This window comes from Pseudomonas sp. NIBRBAC000502773, assembly GCF_006517195.1.
Lineage (GTDB): Bacteria > Pseudomonadota > Gammaproteobacteria > Pseudomonadales > Pseudomonadaceae > Aquipseudomonas > Aquipseudomonas marginalis.
The window spans coordinates 3,129,870-3,147,268 of the sequence record NZ_CP041189.1 but is presented as its reverse complement, the minus strand read 5'-3'; the positions used below and the strand labels follow the sequence as shown (position 1 = coordinate 3,147,268).

General features: G+C 64.9%; 12 protein-coding genes. All 12 read left to right on the top strand.

The features are described from left to right. Nucleotides 1-314 precede the first annotated feature (314 nt). The 12 genes from tagH (at nucleotide 315) to tagQ (ending at nucleotide 17,339) form a co-directional block, all read left to right on the top strand. Nucleotides 315-1,649: a type VI secretion system-associated FHA domain protein TagH gene (gene tagH / locus NIBR502773_RS14685; RefSeq protein ID WP_141156317.1), complete on the top strand. Its 1,335-nt coding sequence runs from the start codon at nucleotides 315-317 to the stop codon at nucleotides 1,647-1,649. A 57-nt stretch (nucleotides 1,650-1,706) separates the two neighbouring features. After that, nucleotides 1,707-2,216 carry a type VI secretion system lipoprotein TssJ gene (tssJ, locus tag NIBR502773_RS14680; protein ID WP_115485459.1) on the top strand — a complete coding sequence of 170 codons (510 nt, stop codon included), beginning with the start codon at nucleotides 1,707-1,709 and terminating at the stop codon, nucleotides 2,214-2,216. Between the two features lie 19 nt (nucleotides 2,217-2,235). Next, the gene (gene tssK, locus NIBR502773_RS14675) at nucleotides 2,236-3,570 is read left to right on the top strand and encodes a type VI secretion system baseplate subunit TssK (protein WP_141156316.1); all 1,335 of its coding nucleotides are present in this window, start codon (nucleotides 2,236-2,238) and stop codon (nucleotides 3,568-3,570) included. Between the two features lie 6 nt (nucleotides 3,571-3,576). Next, nucleotides 3,577-4,866, top strand: a complete 1,290-nt coding sequence (locus tag NIBR502773_RS14670) for a DotU family type VI secretion system protein (protein WP_141156315.1) — start codon at nucleotides 3,577-3,579, stop codon at nucleotides 4,864-4,866. After that, a complete protein-coding gene (gene tssM, locus NIBR502773_RS14665) occupies nucleotides 4,863-8,363 on the top strand; it encodes a type VI secretion system membrane subunit TssM (protein ID WP_141156314.1) in 3,501 nt (1,166 codons plus the stop codon). The genes NIBR502773_RS14670 and tssM overlap by 4 nt, the downstream gene beginning before the upstream one ends. Beyond that, complete coding sequence (gene tagF / locus NIBR502773_RS14660; protein ID WP_141156313.1) at nucleotides 8,360-9,013, top strand: type VI secretion system-associated protein TagF; 654 nt, start codon at nucleotides 8,360-8,362, stop codon at nucleotides 9,011-9,013. The genes tssM and tagF overlap by 4 nt, the downstream gene beginning before the upstream one ends. After that, on the top strand, nucleotides 9,014-9,733 hold the full coding sequence (locus NIBR502773_RS14655; RefSeq protein WP_065937979.1) for a PP2C family serine/threonine-protein phosphatase: 720 nt from the start codon (nucleotides 9,014-9,016) through the stop codon (nucleotides 9,731-9,733). Further along, nucleotides 9,730-12,738, top strand: a complete 3,009-nt coding sequence (locus NIBR502773_RS14650; protein WP_141156312.1) for a serine/threonine-protein kinase — start codon at nucleotides 9,730-9,732, stop codon at nucleotides 12,736-12,738. Before NIBR502773_RS14655 ends, NIBR502773_RS14650 begins: the two co-directional genes overlap by 4 nt. Beyond that, entirely contained in the window at nucleotides 12,738-13,442 is a 705-nt protein-coding gene (locus NIBR502773_RS14645; RefSeq protein ID WP_141156311.1) for an ABC transporter ATP-binding protein, read from the top strand. Before NIBR502773_RS14650 ends, NIBR502773_RS14645 begins: the two co-directional genes overlap by 1 nt. Then, complete coding sequence (locus tag NIBR502773_RS14640) at nucleotides 13,442-14,626, top strand: FtsX-like permease family protein (RefSeq protein ID WP_115485465.1); 1,185 nt, start codon at nucleotides 13,442-13,444, stop codon at nucleotides 14,624-14,626. The genes NIBR502773_RS14645 and NIBR502773_RS14640 overlap by 1 nt, the downstream gene beginning before the upstream one ends. Nucleotides 14,627-14,669: 43 nt before the next feature. Further along, entirely contained in the window at nucleotides 14,670-16,328 is a 1,659-nt protein-coding gene (locus tag NIBR502773_RS14635; protein ID WP_242001056.1) for an SUMF1/EgtB/PvdO family nonheme iron enzyme, read from the top strand. Between the two features lie 84 nt (nucleotides 16,329-16,412). Further along, nucleotides 16,413-17,339: a type VI secretion system-associated lipoprotein TagQ gene (tagQ, locus tag NIBR502773_RS14630; RefSeq protein WP_141156310.1), complete on the top strand. Its 927-nt coding sequence runs from the start codon at nucleotides 16,413-16,415 to the stop codon at nucleotides 17,337-17,339. Nucleotides 17,340-17,399: the final 60 nt, after the last annotated feature.

Genomic DNA, 17,399 nt, shown 5'->3' with positions numbered 1-17,399 from the left:
TGGTCATATAAGAAGATGCCACTAATGTGCCATCACCGGTATTCAAGAAGTTGTGCATTTTTGGTGTAGTACTTATGCCTTGTCAAGGTAAGCTATTCGCCCTCTGTGACAGATGTGCGGTGCTTAACAACCTGCGCGACTGGTGGGTCGAACGACGCACCGGCATAGGATTTTTGTCATGGAGCCCAGTTAAGATCAGCGATCATGCTGGCATCAGCAGGTTTTGAACGGTCGATTGCACGACCTGATGGGGATCTCCCGGGCGTCGCTGTTCCTGGGGTCGACTGCGCGCGAAGTATCAGCAAGGAGGCAAGATGTCGCTGTGTTTGACTATCACTAGTTATCACAAGATTACCCCCGGGCAATGCTCGGAAAAGTCCATGAACCAGGGCTCGATGGCTATCGGCCGCAGCTCGGATAATGACTGGGTATTGCCTGATCCCGAGCGCCTGGTGTCTTCGCAGCACTGCGTTATTCAATACAAAGATGGTCGTTATTATTTAACCGATAACAGTACAAACGGGGTGGAGTTGGTTAACGCCGGCATCCGTTTGCGCAGGGGTAACAGCGAGCTGTTGCAGGATGGCGAGCTGATCCGCATCGGCGATTACGAGATCCAGGCGCGGATCGACTTCAATGTGCAGGCCATCGACAGCCAGCCGTTCGCCGGTGATTCGCCGAACAGCTTTGAGGCCCTGATGGGCGCCGTGGCGAACAAGCCCGCGCCGACGCCGGTGATTGCCCCGCAATTCCAGGGCGCTTCGTCGATGGACACGCTGCCGGACCTGTTCGACTTCCTCAGCCCCACCACCGTGCCGCCGCCCACCGTGGCCGACCATGTCCCCAGCGAACAACACGACTTCCGCCCGCCGACCCCGGTGGCGGTACCCGTGGTCGAGACGCCTGTGGTCTCGGGTTCAGTGATTCCCGAAGACTGGGATCTGTTTGGCGACACGCCGGCGCCGTTGGCCAGTGCGCCGCCACCTCCGCCACCGCCACCCGCACCGATCATCCAGCCGTCGCCCGTGGTCGAGCCAGCGCCCCCTGTAGCCGACACGCGGCAGCCCGATCTCTTGCAAGCCTTCCTGCGCGGTGCCGGCCTGGACCAGTTGCGCCTGGACAAGGCCCAGGCGGAGGCGCAGATGGAAAACATCGGCCGCAGCTACCGCCTGATGGTCGAAGGCCTGATCGACGTATTGCGTGCCCGCGCCAGCCTCAAGGGCGAGTTCCGCATGCAGCAGACCATGATCCAGCCTGCCGAAAACAATCCGTTGAAATTCGCACCGAATGCCGACGAAGCATTACTGCTTCTGCTTCGCCACGGCAACCAGGCGTTTATGGCGCCGGACATTGCCGTGCGCGACAGTTTTGATGACCTACGCGCCCACCAACTGGCGGTGATGGCCGGGGTGGAAGCAGCGATCAAGCACCTGCTCACGCGCTTTGAACCGGCGCAACTGGAAGAGCGCATGGGCAAGCCCGGCGGGCTGTCGAACCTGTTCGCCGGCTCGCGCCAGGCCCAGTACTGGCAGCAGTTCACCGAGCTCTACAGCAATATTTCCCGCGAGGCCCAGGAAGATTTCCAGGACCTGTTCGGCCGTGAATTCAGCCGGGCCTACGAAGAACACAGCGCGCGACAGCGTCGGTAAAACCGCGCCGCAACCTATGGATTAACGGATAGCTAAGTACGTCATTGAGGACGCAGGATGATTCCCAGGTTTTTACTCGCAGTCGCCACCGCGCTGCTGCTGACCGCGTGTAGCAAGGATGCGGTCAAACCCGAAGCAGCCGCCGAGGCTGAAGTGGACACCGCCGCCGTCGAGCTGCACTTCCACGCGATTGCCGGGCTTAACCCCGGCGCCAACGGCCAGGCCGCGCCGGTGCGGGTGCGCATTTTCGAACTGAAGAACGCCGCCACCTTCGCCCGCTCCGATTACTTCGCCCTGGCCGACCGTGCGCAATCGACCCTCGGCCTGGACCTGCTGGACCAGGACGAAGTCATGGTGCAACCCGGCCAGCAACTGAGCATCCAGCGCGACCTCGACCCCTCCACGCGCCAGATCGGCTTGCTGGTGGGTTATCGCGAGTTGGACCGCGCGCAATGGCGCACGGTGATCAACGTGCCGGCGCGCCAATACACCGAATACCAGATCAGCCTCGATGTGCGTGCCGTGCGCGCCGACGTCGTGGTCACCCCATCCAGCCCTGCCCAATAAGAAGCAATCGGAGCTCCCCATGTCCTGGAACAATCGCGTGGTCTGGTCGGAAGGCATGTTCATCGGAACGCAGCACTTCCAGCAGCATGACCGTTACCTGGAAAACCTGATCGACGCCCGCAGCCGCCCGTTGTCCGCCGGCGCCTGGGGGTTTTCCGAATTGCTGATCGACCAGGGCCTGCTGGCCCAGGGCAAGCTGGCCATCGTCTCGGCGCGCGGCCTGTTGCCCGACGGCACGCCGTTCAACATTCCCCAGGATGACCTGGCGCCCAGCCCGCTGAATATCGACGACAACCTGCGCGATGGCCTGGTCTACCTGGCCTTGCCACTCAAGCGTGCGGGGGCCCGCGACACCGTGGATGAGGGCGAACCCCTGGAAGCCGCGCGCTACGTGAGCCAGGTGCGCGAAGTGCGGGATGACAACGCGCCGTTCGAAAACCGCGCGCCGGTGGCCGTGGGTTTCCGGGCCCTGCGCTTGCTGACCGCCCAGGACGGCATCAGTGACTACGCCGCCGTGGGCCTGGTGCGCATCAAGGAAAAGCGCGCCGACCGTGCGCTGGTTCTCGACGACGGCTACATCCCGCCCGTGCTGGACGTGGCCGCGAGCAAGCCGTTGAGCGCGTTTCGCAGCGAACTGCTGGGCCTGCTGCACCAGCGCGGCGAAGCCCTGGCGGGCCGCGTGGTTGCCTCGGGGGCAGGCGGTGCGTCGGAGATCGCCGACTTCATGCTGCTGCAACTGGTCAACCGCGCCCAGCCGCTGATCCAGCATTTCAGCCAGTTGAGCCCGCTGCACCCGGAGCGCTTTTTCAGCGAACTGGTCAGCCTGGCCGGTGAGTTCTCGACCTTTTCCACCTCGGGCCGTCGTCCCCAGGAATACCCGCAATACCAGCACGACGACCTGGCCCTGAGCTTCGCCCCAGTCATGGCGGCCCTGCGCGAAGCCCTGTCGATGCTGATCGACAGCAAGGCCACGCCGATCCCGATTGTCGAGAAAGCCTACGGCGTCCACGTGGCCATGCTGGCCGACAAAACCTTGCTCGACAGCGCCAGCTTCATCCTCGTGGTCCGTGCCGATGTGCCCGGCGAAACCCTGCGTGCGCGCTTCGGCCAGCAGAGCAAGGTCGGTTCGGTGGAGCACATCCGCGACCTGGTCAACCTGCAACTGCCGGGCATTACCTTGCTGCCGTTGCCAGTGGCGCCGCGCCAACTGCCGTACCACGCAGGCTCGACGTACTACGAACTGGACCGTGGCAGCGAGCATTGGCAGCAACTGGGCAATTCCGGTGGTTTTGCCTTCCATATCGCCGGGCAGTTCCCGGGCTTGAACCTGGCCTTCTGGGCGATCCGAGGATAATCCGCGATGCATCCCAATGATGACGACCGCACCCAGTTCATGCCGCGCCCGGGTGGCCGCGCGCCGGAACCCGCGCGTGCCGAGCCGGCCCCGCTGTCGATGCCGGCCGCGCCGATTCTCACCGGCAAAAGCCAGGGCCTGAACCCGCTGGAAAGCGCCGCCGGCCCGCTGTTGGCGCTGTTGACGCGCCTGCGCAACACCATCGCGCACCCGGCGCCGGCCAGCCTGCGCGCGCAGTTGCTGGCCTACCTGCGCCAGTTCGAAGAGCGCGCCGAAGCCGCTGGCGTGGCCCGCAACGAGGTGCTGCTGGCGCGCTACGCGCTGTGCACCGCCCTCGATGAGGCGGTGTTGAGCACGCCGTGGGGCAGCACCAGCGATTGGGGCAAGCAGAGCCTGTTGATCACGGTGCACAACGAAGCCTGGGGGGGCGAAAAAGTCTTCCAGTTGCTCGACCACTGCCTGCAAAGTCCACGGGAGCGCCTCTACCTGCTGGAGCTGTTGTACCTGTGCATGTGCTTGGGGTTCGAAGGCCGCTACCGCGTGATGAACGACGGTCGCAGCCAATTGGAAGCCTTGCGTGAGCGCACGGCGGCGGCGATTCGCAGTGCTCGCGGTGACCACGAGCGCGAGCTGTCGCCCCATTGGCGCGGCGTCACCGTGGCGCGTGATCGGCTGGCGCAGTTCATGCCGCCGTGGATCGCCGTGGCGATTGGCCTGGCGTTGTTGCTGGCCTTGTTGTTCGCCTTGCGCCTGCTGCTGGCGGCGCAGGCCGAGCCGGTGTTCAAGAACATCCATGCCCTGGGCGAGATCCCGGTGCAGGCCATCGACCGTCCGGTGGCGCAACCCAAAGTGATCGAGCGTCCGCGTCTGGCCGGTTTCCTGGCGGAAGACATCAAGGCCGGTCGCGTCGCGGTGGAAGACAAGGTCGACCGCTCCGTGGTCACCATTCGTGGCGATGAGCTGTTTGCGTCCGCCAGCTCCAGCATCGTCGATGACTACCAGCCGCTGATGCTGCGCATCGCCGACGCCATCCGCAAGGTCAAGGGCCAGGTGCGCGTCACCGGGCACAGCGACAACCGCCCGATTGCCACGCTGCGTTTCCCATCCAACTGGGCCTTGTCCGAAGCGCGGGCCAAGTCGGTATTGGAGATCCTCGCGGCCAAGACCGGCCAGGCTGATCGCTTCAGTGCCGAGGGCCGCAGCGACACCGAGCCGTTGGCGACCAACACAACTGCCGAAGGCCGTGCCCGCAATCGTCGGGTTGAAATCACCGTATTGGCGGAGGGCGTCGAGTGAAGGCGTTTTTCAGTTTCATGATTCGCTGGGTGATCCCCGTGCTGGGCCTGATCGCCCTGAGTCTGATCATCTGGTTTGTGGGGCCGTTGCTCGACGTGCTGGTGCCGGAAGGGCGCCGTTGGGCGCTGATCATCCTGGTGTTTGCGGTGTGGATCGCTTACCGCGTGTTCCGCATCATCCAGGCGCGGCGCCAAGCGGCCGAAGTGATGCGCAGCCTGGCGGCCGAAACCCCGGCCGACCCCAACAGCGTGGCCACCGCCGAAGAGCTCACTACCTTGCGTCAGCGCATGGACGAAGCCCTGGCGCTGCTGAAAAAGGCCAAGCTCGGTGGCGACGAACGCCGCAACCTCTACGAGCTGCCGTGGTACGTGATCATCGGCCCGCCGGGTTCGGGCAAGACCACGGCGCTGGTCAACTCCGGGCTGCACTTTCCGCTGGCGGCCCAGTTGGGCGCCGGGGCGGTGCGCGGTGTCGGCGGTACGCGCAACTGCGACTGGTGGTTTACCGATCAGGCGGTATTGCTCGACACCGCCGGCCGCTACACCACCCAGGACAGCAATTCGACGGTGGACAAAGCCGCCTGGCTGGGCTTTCTCGACCTGCTAAAAAAGCAGCGCTCGCGCCGGCCCATCGATGGCGCCTTTATCGCCATCAGCCTGTCGGATCTGCTGCTGGGTACCGATGCCGAACGCGCGGCCCATGCGGCGGCGATCCGCCTGCGTATCCAGGAGCTGTACACCCAATTGGGCGTGCGTTTCCCGATCTACCTGATGCTGACCAAGCTCGACCTGGTGCCGGGTTTCATGGAGTTCTTCGACAACCTGAGCAAGGAAGAGCGTGCCCAGGTGTGGGGCATGACCTTTGCCCTGGACGACGGCAAGAACAGCGACAGCCCCCTGGCGCACCTGCAAAGCGAATTCGCCGGCCTCGAGCAGCGCCTCAACGAACGCCTTGTGGAGCGCCTGCAACAGGAACGCGACCCGGCGCGGCGCGACCTGATCTACGGTTTCCCGCAGCAGTTCGGCGCATTGAAGGACTGCCTGCAAAGCTTCCTCGAAGGCGTGTTCAAGCCCAATGCCTTTGAAGAGCGCGTGTTGCTGCGCGGCGTGTACTTCACCAGCGGCACCCAGGAAGGCAGCCCGATCGATCGCCTGATCGGCGCCATGGCCCAGAGCATGAACCTGGACCGCCAGCACCTGGCGCGCCAGAGCGGCACCGGGCGCAGTTACTTCATCGAAAAACTCTTCACCGCCGTGGCCTTTGCCGAACGTGGCCTGGTGGGCGTTAACCCGAAAGTCGAGCGTCGGCGCACGTGGATCGCACGCGGTGTACTCGCGGCCACCGTGGCCTTGGTGATCGTGGTCAGCAGCCTGTGGTGGGTGAGTTATCGCGCCAACCAGGCGTATATCGCCCAGGTCGACCAGAAGGTCGCGCCACTGGGCCAGACCGTCCAGAACCTCAGCCCGGCGCAGCGCGAAGTGCTCGCGGTGCTGCCGCTGCTCAATGCGGTGAAGAACCTCGCGGGGGATTCGCCGAGCTGGTCCGAAGGCCTGGGGCTGTATCAGGGCGATATGCTCGAAGCCGAGTCCGCCAGCGTCTATCGCAAGCTGTTGATCGCCGTGTTCGCGCCGCGCCTGGTGACGCGCATCGAGGAGCAACTGCACGGCGGCGGCAACTCCGACTTCCTCTACGAAGGCCTCAAGGCCTACCTGATGCTCGCCGACAGCGAGCATTACGATCCGGACTTCATCAAGGCCTGGATCGCCCTCGACTGGGACCGCAACCTGCCGCGCGACCTGCCGGCCGATCAGCGCCAGGCGTTGACCGGGCACTTGCAGGCGCTGTTCGAGCGCCATCCGCCAAGTGCGCGCCTTGACCCGCGCTTGATCGACGATCTGCGGCGCCAGTTGCAACAGCTGCCGGTGGCCCAGCGCGTCTACGACCGGGTCAAGCGCCAGAAACTGCCCGAAGGCATCCCGGACTTCCGTATCAACGAAGCCGCTGGCCGCGATGCCGCGCTGGTGTTCAGCCGTAAAAGCGGCAAGCCGTTGGGCGAGCCGTTGAGTGGCTTTTTCACCGCCAAGGGCTATCGCCAGGCGTTTTTGCTCAGCAGCCTGAACCAGACCGGCACCCTGGCCGAAGAGCAATGGGTGCTGGGCCATGAGCAGGCCGATCAGCAGAACGTGGTCAGCCTGGCTGCCGATGTGCGTCGCCTGTATTTCCAAGACTACCAGCGCCAGTGGGATGCGTTGCTCGCCGATATCGACTTTGTACCGATCACCAGCGTGGCCCAGGCAGCCGATGTGCTGCGGGTGATTTCCGGCCCGAGTTCGCCGCTGAAAAAACTGTTGGTGGCCGTGGCCAAGGAAACCGATCTGCAAGCCGAAGAGCGCCAATTGGCCGCCAAAGGCGTGCCGGTGGAAGGTGGCGTCGACAAGCTCAAGGAGCGCCTCGGCAGCCTGCTCGGCCAGGAGCAACCGACGGCCAATGCGCCAGCGGCGGCGGATGATCCGGTGACCGCGCACTTTGCCGAACTCAACAGCATCGTCAGCAAGAACGAAGGCGAACCGGCGGCCATCGACGGCCTGTTGTCGGACATGAACGCGCTGTATGTGCAGGTCAGCGCCATGGTCGGGGCCAGCGGCGATGCCTTGCTTGGCGAGGCGAAGAACCAGGCCGCGGCTGCGGCCACGCGGGTCAGCCTGAACGCCGAGCGCCAACCGCCGCTGGTGCAGGGCATGGTCAAGTCGGTGGTCAACTCCACCACCAACAGCATGATGGGCGGGGTGCGTAACCAACTGAACGCGGCGTGGGTCAGCGAAGTGGTCAACGTGTACCGCCAATCCCTGGCCGGCCGTTACCCGATGTCGCCGGGCAGCACGCGGGATGCGACCCTGGATGACTTCGGCCAGTTCTTCGGCGTGGGCGGGGTGATGGACAACTACTTCCGCAAATACCTGCAGCCGTACGTGGACACCTCGGCACAGACCTGGCGCTGGCAGCCGGGCGCGGCACAGAAACTCGGGATTGCGCCGGGCGTGCTGCAAACCTTCCAGCGCGCGGCGACGATCCGCGATGCGTTTTTCCGCTCCGGGGGCACCCAACCGATCGTACGTTTCGAACTCAAGCCGGTGTCGATGGACCCGACCATCACCCAGTTCCTGCTTGACCTCGACGGCCAGCAATTGAGCTACGACCACGGCCCGAGTCGCCCGGTGGCGATGCAATGGCCGAACCCCGGCAGCATTGGCGTGGTGCGTATCTCGATCATGCCGCCGTCGGCCAGTGGCCGCTCGGGCGTGACCCTCGACGGGCCGTGGGCCTGGTTCCGCCTGCTGGAACAGTCGGACCTCACCGCCGGCAACTCGCCGGACCGCTTCAACCTGCGCCTGCGGGTCGACGGTGCGAGCATCGCCTACGAGTTGCGCGCCAACAGCGCCTTCAACCCGTTCAAGAGCCGTGTGCTCAGTGGCTTCAGCCTGCCGGAGCGGCTATGACGACGCTGGGTTTCTACGGCAAGCTGGCCAGTCGCGGAGACTTCGTCAGCCGTGCCTTGCCCCAGAGCTTTATCGGTCCGTGGGACAGCTGGCTGGCGGCGGGTTTGCTCGCCAGCCAGAGTAGCCTCGGCGCCGACTGGCTCAATGCGTACCTGGTCAGCCCACTCTGGCGCTTTGTGCTGGCGCCCGGCGTGTGCGGGCCGGACGCGGCGGCGGGCGTGGTGATGCCGAGCATTGACCGGGTCGGGCGCTATTTCCCGCTGGCGGTGGTTACCTTGCTCGATCACGACACCAACCCGGCGTCCCTGGTGGGCGGGCCGGACAACTGGTTCGAACAGGCCGAAGAGCTGTTGCTCGGCACCCTGGATGCCGGCGCCACCTTCGAGAGCTTTAACGCTGGCCTCGACGCCCTCGGCCTGCCGACGAGCGAGCCGCGTGCGGTGGACAGCCGTTTCGCCGGCCTGCAGCGCGTGGCGGCCAGCATGCCGCACCAGCGCATGACCGCGCTCGCCGAACAGGCCTGCGACGGGGCGAGCCTGTGGTGGGGGCGTGGTTCGCAGACGATTTCCCCTGGTTTATTGCGGTGTCAGGGCCTGCCTGCCGCCGGCGATTTTGCGCAGTTTTTGCTCGGACAAGAAGGTGTGGTGTAGATGGGGTCGACGTACAAATCCGCGAGCAAAAGCCATGTGGGCATGGTCCGCCAGGTCAACGAAGACGCGTGCCTGGACCTGCCGGAAAACCGCCTGTGGGTGGTGGCCGACGGCATGGGCGGGCACGCGGCGGGGGATTATGTCAGCAGCCTGATCGTCGACAGCCTGCGCAGCGTGCCCATGGGCCGTTCCCTCGACGAGTACTCGGCAGCCCTGCGCAATGACCTGATCCGCATCAACGCCGCCGTGCGTGAAGAAACCGCCAACCGTGGCGTGACCATGATGGGCAGCACGGTGGTGGTGCTCGCCGCGCGCGGCTTGCGCGGTGTGTGCCTGTGGGCCGGCGACAGCCGCCTGTACCGCCTGCGCGACGGCGTGCTCGAAGGGATCTCCCGCGACCACAGCTACGTGCAGGACCTGCAGGACAGCGGCCTGCTCAGCGAAGCCGATGCCCGCGTGCACCCGCGCGCCAACATCGTCACCCGCGCCATTGGCGTGGAAGCCCAGCTGGAGCTGGCGGTGGTCGACCTGCTGATCGCCCCCGGCGACAGTTACCTGCTGTGCAGCGATGGCTTGAACAAGACCGTCGAAGACCATGAGATCCGCGAAGTGCTCAGCCACGACGCGCCGGATGAAATCGTGCGCAGCCTGGTGCACCTGGGGCTCAACCGCGGTGCGCCGGACAACATCACCGCCATCGTCGTGAAGGTATCGGCATGAACATTGTGATTCCGGGCTATGACATCGACGGCGAAATCGGCGAAGGCGCCATGGCCAGCGTGTACCTGGCGACCCAGCGCTCCCTGGAGCGCAAGGTGGCGTTGAAGGTGATGGCGGCGGCGCTGGCGGCCGACCCGAGCTTCTGCGAACGTTTCCTGCGCGAGGGCAAGACCCTGGCGCGGTTGTCCCACCCGCACACGGTGACCATCCATGACATCGGCAATGTCGGTGAGCTGTACTACATGGCCATGGAATACCTGCCCAACGGCACGCTCAAGGAGCGCATCGCCGCCGGCCTGACGCCGGAGCAGGGCATTACGCTGATCCGCCAGATCGCCTCGGCGCTGGGCTATGCCCATGCCCAGGGGCTGGTGCACCGCGACGTCAAGCCGGCAAACATCCTGTTCCGCGCCGATGGCACGGCGGTGCTGTCGGACTTTGGCATTGCCAAGTCCCTGGACGACCGCACCCAATTCACCCAGGCCGGTTTTGCCGTGGGCACGCCGAGCTACATGAGCCCGGAGCAGGCGCGGGGCCAGGAGATCGATGGCCGTGCCGACCTCTACGCGCTGGGCGTGGTCCTGTATGAAATCCTCGTCGGCAAGCTGCCGTACAACGGCAACGATGCGCTGTCCACCGCGCTGGCGCACCTGACCGAACCCTTGCCGGAATTGCCGGTGCACCACGGCCGTTATCAGGGTGTGTTGCGCAAGCTGTTGGCCAAGGACCCGGCGGAGCGTTTCCCGGATGCGGCGGCGTTGCTGCAGGCGCTGGATAATCTGCCTGCGGAGTCGCCGGAGGCCACGCTGGTGCGGCCGTTGCCGATCCCGCTGAGTTTTGATCTGGCGGGCATGACGCCGGTCACCATCGACATCCCGACCGACAGACCCCAGCCGCAACCGGTGCGCCAGCCGGTGGTGACGCCGACCCAGCATAAGGCCGTGTCCGAGCAGCGCCGTGGGCCGGTACTGGCACTGGCCGCCGTGGCGGTGGCCGTCGCATTGGCCATTGGTGGCGGCAGTTACTGGTGGTTGAGCGGCAGTGATGAGCCGGCCAAGCCGCCGGCTGCCGTCGTGCCTCAGGCCAAGCCTCCAGCGGCGGTCGCCGACGTGCCCCCGGCAACGCCCACTGCGGCCGCCGAAATGGACGGCGGCCAACGGCCGTTGTTGATGGCCGGTAAGAAGACTTTGTTCCAGCGCGTGCTCAGCAAGCCCGGCGCCAAACTGGCGAATGACGCCGGCGGCGCGCCGGGCAAGGCCCTGCCGGCGTTCTCCGTGCTGTATGTGTACCAGCGCAAAGATGTCGACGGCAGCCCGTGGGTGCGCGTCGGTGCCGCCACCGATGGCCGCAGCGACGGCTGGTTGCCGGCTGCCCAGGTCAGCGACTGGAAGCAAAGCCTCGTGCTTAAATTCACCGAGCGCTCCGGCCGGGCGCCGGTGATGTTCCTGCGCCAATCCGGCGAAGTGGAAAAGTTGCTCGCCGATCCAGCCGCCGCCAAAGGCGTGCTGGCCAAGGCGCAGAAGAACAGCGACGACAACGGCCAGGTCCTGGCCCTGGAGCCGGCCGCCAGCGCGGTGCCGCAGAACCAGTTCTACCTGTTGCCGATCTTCGACGCCAAGGAGAGCTTCGACGAAAACGGCCAGCCGGTGCAGTTGCTTAACGTCGCCTCCATCGACCCGGGCAGCAACGCTGCGGCCAAACCATCAACCCCGGTGATCAACGCCAATGCCGACGCCTTCCGCACTGCCGTGGTGCTGGTGGTGGACACCACGGTCTCCATGCAGCCCTACATCGACCAGATCCGCGATGTGGTGCACGAGCTGCAAACCCGTATCGCCGAGCGTGGCGAGCTGGACAGTGTCAGCTTCGGCATGGTCGGTTTCCGGAGCAGCATCAAGAAAACCCCAGGCCTGGAATACGTGGCCAAGACCCTGATCAGCCTCGACCAGGGCCGCGACCCGCAACGCTTCCTCGACATGGCGCGGCAGGTCAAGGCGTCTACCGTGTCCAGCCACTCCTTCAACGAGGACGCGTTTGCCGGGGTGATGCAGGCCGTGGACGGCATGGACTGGTCCGGCTACGGCGGTCGTATCATCCTGCTGGTCACCGATGCCGGGGCGTTGCGCAAGAACGACCCGTTTGCCGCCACCCAGATGAACGAAGCCGAAGTGCGCCAGGCCGCACTGGGCAAGCAGATCAAGATCTACGCGCTGCACCTGCGCACCGACGCGGGCAAGAAAACCCACGCCGGCGCCGAGAGCCAATATCGCATCCTCACCGCCGACGCCAACCCGCAGATCGGCGACCTGTACACGCCGGTGCCGGGTGGCGATGTGCGCAAGCTGGGCGAGCGTGTCGACGAGATCGGCAGCGTGTTCGCCAACCTCGTGCACCAGGTGCGCAGCAATACGCCGCAAGCGGTGCCGCTGCTGAGTGCCGCGCCGAGCCTGGCGGACAAATCCGCAGCGGTCGGCTATGCCATGCACATGGACTTCCTCGGTCGCCGGAACGCTAGCCAGGCGCCGCAGCTGGTCAGTGCCTGGACCGCCGACCGCGACCTGACCAACCCCGCGCTGCCGGCGTTCCAGGTGTGCGTGATGCTGACCAAATTGCAGCTCAACGACCTGCAACAGTCGCTGAAACTGATCGTCGATGCGGCGCGCAAGACCCAGACCTCGCCCAAGGATTTCTTCCAGGAAATCGCCAGCGCCTCGGCCTATATGAGCCGCGACCCCCAAGCCCTACGCAAGGGCGGCAACCTGGCCGACGGCGGCATTCTCGGCGAATACCTGGAAGGCCTGCCGTACCGCAGCAAGTCGCTGAACATGACCCAGGACCTGTGGTTGTCGTTGAGCGTGGCCGAGCAGGAAGACTTTATCGACGAGCTGGATTCGAAAATCCGCCTCTACGAAACCTTCCACAATGACGTGGCCAACTGGGTCCGTTTCGGCGATGCCGAGCCGGGCGATGCGTTGTACCGCGTGCCGTTGTCGACGCTGCCGTAATGCTGAACCTGAGCGCGGTGCACAAGAGCCGGGGTGTCGGCAGCCAGCGTTACAGCCTGGTGATCCCGGCGCTGCACCTGCGTGCCGGGGAGCAGTTGGCGATTGTCGGGCCAAGTGGATGCGGCAAGAGCACCTTGCTGGATCTGTTGGCGCTGGTACTGGCGCCGGATCAGGTGGGCCGGTTCGAATTCAACCGGCAGGACATTGGCGGGCTGTGGCGTGCCGATCAGCAATCCACCCTGGCCGCGCTGCGCAGCCAGCACTTGGGCTATGTGCTGCAAACCGGCGGGCTGCTGGGCTTTCTGGATGTGCACAGCAATATCGCGCTGTCCCGGCAACTGCTGGGGTTGAAAGACGATGGCAGCGTGACGCGCCTGGCGGAACAGCTGGAGATCAGCGACCAGTTGGCCAAGAAGCCGGCCGCGTTGTCGGTGGGCCAGCGCCAACGTGTGAGCTGCGCCCGCGCTCTGGCCCATGCACCGCAACTGGTGCTGGCCGATGAGCCGACGGCGTCCCTTGACCCGCTGAACGCCGAGCGCGTGATGCAGGCCCTGCTGGCCCAGGCCCGCGAGCACCGCGCCGCCTGTGTGATCGCCACCCATGACGAACCCTTGGCCCGTGCCAGTGGCTTGCAGGTGCGGCGCATCAGTTGCCGTCGCGATACCGATGGCGGCGTTACCGCGACCCTTGGGGAGGCGTGCTGATGCGCATCCCTCTGGTGGCGTCCCTGGCCTGGCAGGATTATCGCAACGATGCCTGGCTGTCGGTCTGTTCGGTGTTGGCGCTGGTGGCGGTGATCGCGCCGTTGCTGGTGTTGTTCGGCCTGAAATTTGGACTGGTTAGCAGTTTGACCGAACGTTTGGAGACCGATCCGGCCACCCGTGAAATTATTCCGTTGGGCGGTGGTCGATTCAGCAGCGCATTTGTCGAACAGCTCGGCCAGCGCAGCGATGTGGCGTTCGCCTTACCGCGCACGCGGCAGATTGCGGCGACGGCGCAGGTGGGCACGCTGACCCTGGAAATGCTGCCGACCGCTGCGGGTGATCCGCTGCTCAGCGGCCTGCCGATGCCCAGGGGCCTGGACCGGATCGTGCTGAGCCACACCGCTGCCGAGAAGCTTGCGGCGCGGCCTGGGGATTGGCTGGAGACCAGCTTTGCGCGGCAAGTGGCGGGGCGTGTAGAAGCCCAGCGCACGCGCTTGCAGGTACTGGCGGTGCTGCCGCTGGAAGCCTTCGCCCGGGATGGGTTGTTTGCCGATTTGAGATTGCTGGAAGCGGCGGAAGATTACCGCGATGGCCGTGCGGTACCGGCGTTGGGTTGGGCCGGTGACGAGGTGGGTGTGAGCGAGCAGCGGGTGTATCCGGCGTTTCGCTTGTATGCGCGCAGCCTGGCCGATGTGGAGCCGCTGCGGGTATTTTTCGCCGGGCAGAATCTGTTGGTATCGACCCAGGCACAGACGATCGCCCAGGTGCAGTCGCTGAGCCGCAACCTGTCGATCGTCTTCTGGATCATCGCCGGGTTGGCCTTGGCGGGCGCGTTTGCGGCGATCTTCGCCGGGGCGTTGGCCGCTGTGGCGCGTAAGCGCCGGGAATTGTCGGTGTTGCGCCTGTTGGGGTTTTCCACCGGCGCGCTGTTGTTGTTTGTGGTGCTGCAGGCGCTTTACAGCGCAGGGTTTGCCGCTTTACTCAGCGTTGGGCTGTATGGCCTGGCCGAGGCCGCGTTGAACAAGTTATTCGTGCAGGTGCCGGGCGAACACGCCAGCCACCTGCTGGCGCGTCACTATGGCCTGGCCCTGGTTGCAGTCCTTGGCGTCAGCGCCGTGGCGGCAGCCTGTGGCGGTTGGCGAGTGGCGCGTATCCAGGCTTCTGAAGGAATCAGAGATGTATAAGTTACTGGGCGCCGTTGTGGCGCTGAGCCTGGCCTCGCTGGCCATGGCCGATGAAGCGAGCGACAAGCTCGACAACCCCAAGCCGTTGCCCGACGACGTCAGCCTGCCGCTGCCGTGCGAAGGCACTATGGTGTTCCGCTACGCCTATGTGCTGGCCCAAGGGACCTTGGATGACCGCGAGATCAGCCTCGGCTACCCCTTCGCCGAAGGCGAGGCGGGTTACCAGCAGTCATTTATCTCCGGCTACCGCCGCGACTTTATCAACGGCCAGTTCACCCTCAAGGACTTGCCGAAAGACTGGAGCAAAGTCATCGCGCCGTTGATGCCGAAGACCGACGCCAAGACTCCGCTCAAGCCCATGCTGTACTTCATCGGCAAGTACGAAGTGACGGCCCGCCAGTACGCCCAGGTGATGGCCCAGGCGCAATCCCTGGCCAGTGGCGAACCGGCACCGGCGTGCGATGCGCCCACCGGCATGGCCGGGCGTTTGCCCAAGGTGAAGCTGTCGCGCTTTGAGGCTGAGCGCTTCTCGGCGGTGTACAGCGCCTGGCTGATGAAATACCACCGCGATTTGCTGCCGGTGAGCGGTCGTGGGTCGTCGGCGGAAGACGGCGGCCTGGGTTTCGTGCGCCTGCCCACTGAAGTGGAGTGGGAGTTCGCCGCACGCGGTGGCCAGGCGGTGAGCCGCCAGGACTTGGAAGGGCGCCTGTTTCCACGCCGCACCGAAGGCAGTGAAAGCGATGGCCCGCTGGGTGATTACGCGGTGTTCAACCAGGTCGCCGGCGGTACTGGCCAGGCCGCGCGCTTGATGCCTATCGGTACCAAGCTGCCCAACCCCATTGGCATGTTCGACGTGATCGGCAACGCCGCGGAAATGGTCCAGGAGTCCTTCCAGCTGGTGCACGCCGGTCGTCGCCAGGGCACCTACGGCGGCTTTGTGGTCAAGGGCGGCAATTATCTCGAAGGCGAGGGTACGTTGTTTACCGGCATGCGCCGCGAATACCCGCTGTTCGCCGCCGACGGCACCGAGCAGAGCAACGAGACCACGGGTTTTCGCGTGGCAATCGGTGCGTTGTCGGCGCCGCGCTCGCGTTACAAGGAGTTGTTTGCGCAGTGGCAGAAAGAAGGCCGCCTGGCCTCGCTGACCGACGCCATCGACGATGCCCAGGACCCGACCAAGCGCCTGGACAGCATCATCGCCGCCAGCGTCGACCCCAAGCTGCAGGCTGAGTTGGGGCTGGTCAATGAAGAACTCAAGCGCAATGTCTCGCTGATCGCCCAGCAACGCGAAGAAGCGGCGGGCAACCTGATTCAGTCGGCCGCGCTGGTGGCCGAGACCATCAGCAACTACAACATCCGCCTGGCCAACCTGCAGAAGAGTCGCCAGCAGGCCCTGGACAACAAGGAAGAGGCCAGCGCGGCATTGTTTGCCACGGCCATCGAAAACGGACGCAGCGCCCTCGATGGCGCGGTGGCGATCTACATCGACAACCTGGCCACCGGCACGCGTTACACCGATGCGGTGATCCAGGCGCAGTTTCAACGGATCAAGGAAGAGTTGGATCGCAAGCCTGTGCTCGGCAAGAGCCTGGTGACGCGCGCAACACTGTTCGTTCGCCATGTCGGCAACTACCGCAAGCAACAGCGGGCCGACCCGGCGACGATCTTGAAGGAATTGCTCGCAGCGAGCGGTCAGCGCTGATCGCTGGCTGTATGGCGAGCTTGGAAGGGACTCAGGCGGCAGTGGCCGTGCTGGGCAAGTCAAACTTAGAAGAGAACACAACCTATGCTTTTTTCCCGTAAGGCGGTTTCCAAGCGTCACTTGCTGCTGATCGCGGCCGGCTTCAGCACTGTGCTGACCGGCTGCGCCACGTCGCCGGCCTCCAAGGTCGCGTCGAGCACCAAGGTCGAGTACTACCCCAACTGCTACGAGCCGGTGCAGCACTTGCGCGCCACCGATTCGAACATGACCAAGTCGGTGGTGACCGGTGCGGCCATCGGCGCGGCCGGCGGTGCCCTGCTCGGCGCCCTGACCGGCGACAAGGAAAAACGTGGCCGTAACGCCGCCATCGGTGCAGCGGGCGGGGCCCTGGCCGGCGGCGCAGCGGGTTACTACACCGAGCGTCAGAAGCAGATCGCCGATGACAACCAGCGCATTGCCTCGTATGCGGCTGACGTGAACAAAAGCGCCTCCGATATCGACCGCAGTACCGCGTACGCCAAGGCGTCCCAGCAGTGCTACCAGAGCGCATTCACCAAGTTGGTGGCTGATCGCAAAGCCAAGACCGTCAACGACACCGAAGGCCGCAAGCGCCTGGCGGAAATCGTCTCGGGCCTGAAGGAATCCAATGACCTGATCGTGGCGGTCAACGGCAAAGCCGCCGAAGACCTGAACAACTACACCCAGGCCTACGAGAAAGACCTGCAGCAGGTTGGTGTACAGCGTGCCGACGTGGTCACCGTGGCCAAGGCCGATGTAACGCCCGTTGTGACGCCGGGCAAGAAGAAAGGCACCGGCACCAAGCCACCGAAAAAGCCACCGCTTCCAACCGTACCAACAGAAGCAGTGAGCACCGAAAAAACCTTCCAGACCGCCCAGACCAAGCAGGATGAAAGCAAGAAGGTCGCCAGCGCCGGTAAAGCGCAGATCGAAGGCACTTGCCGCGATCCGAACCTGGTCGACTGGGCTCCGGTGCCTTGCCCTAACGTTTAAGTAACATGCTGCTATAAGCGTCAAACGCCAGCCGATCTTCCGCTAATGCGCAAGATCGGT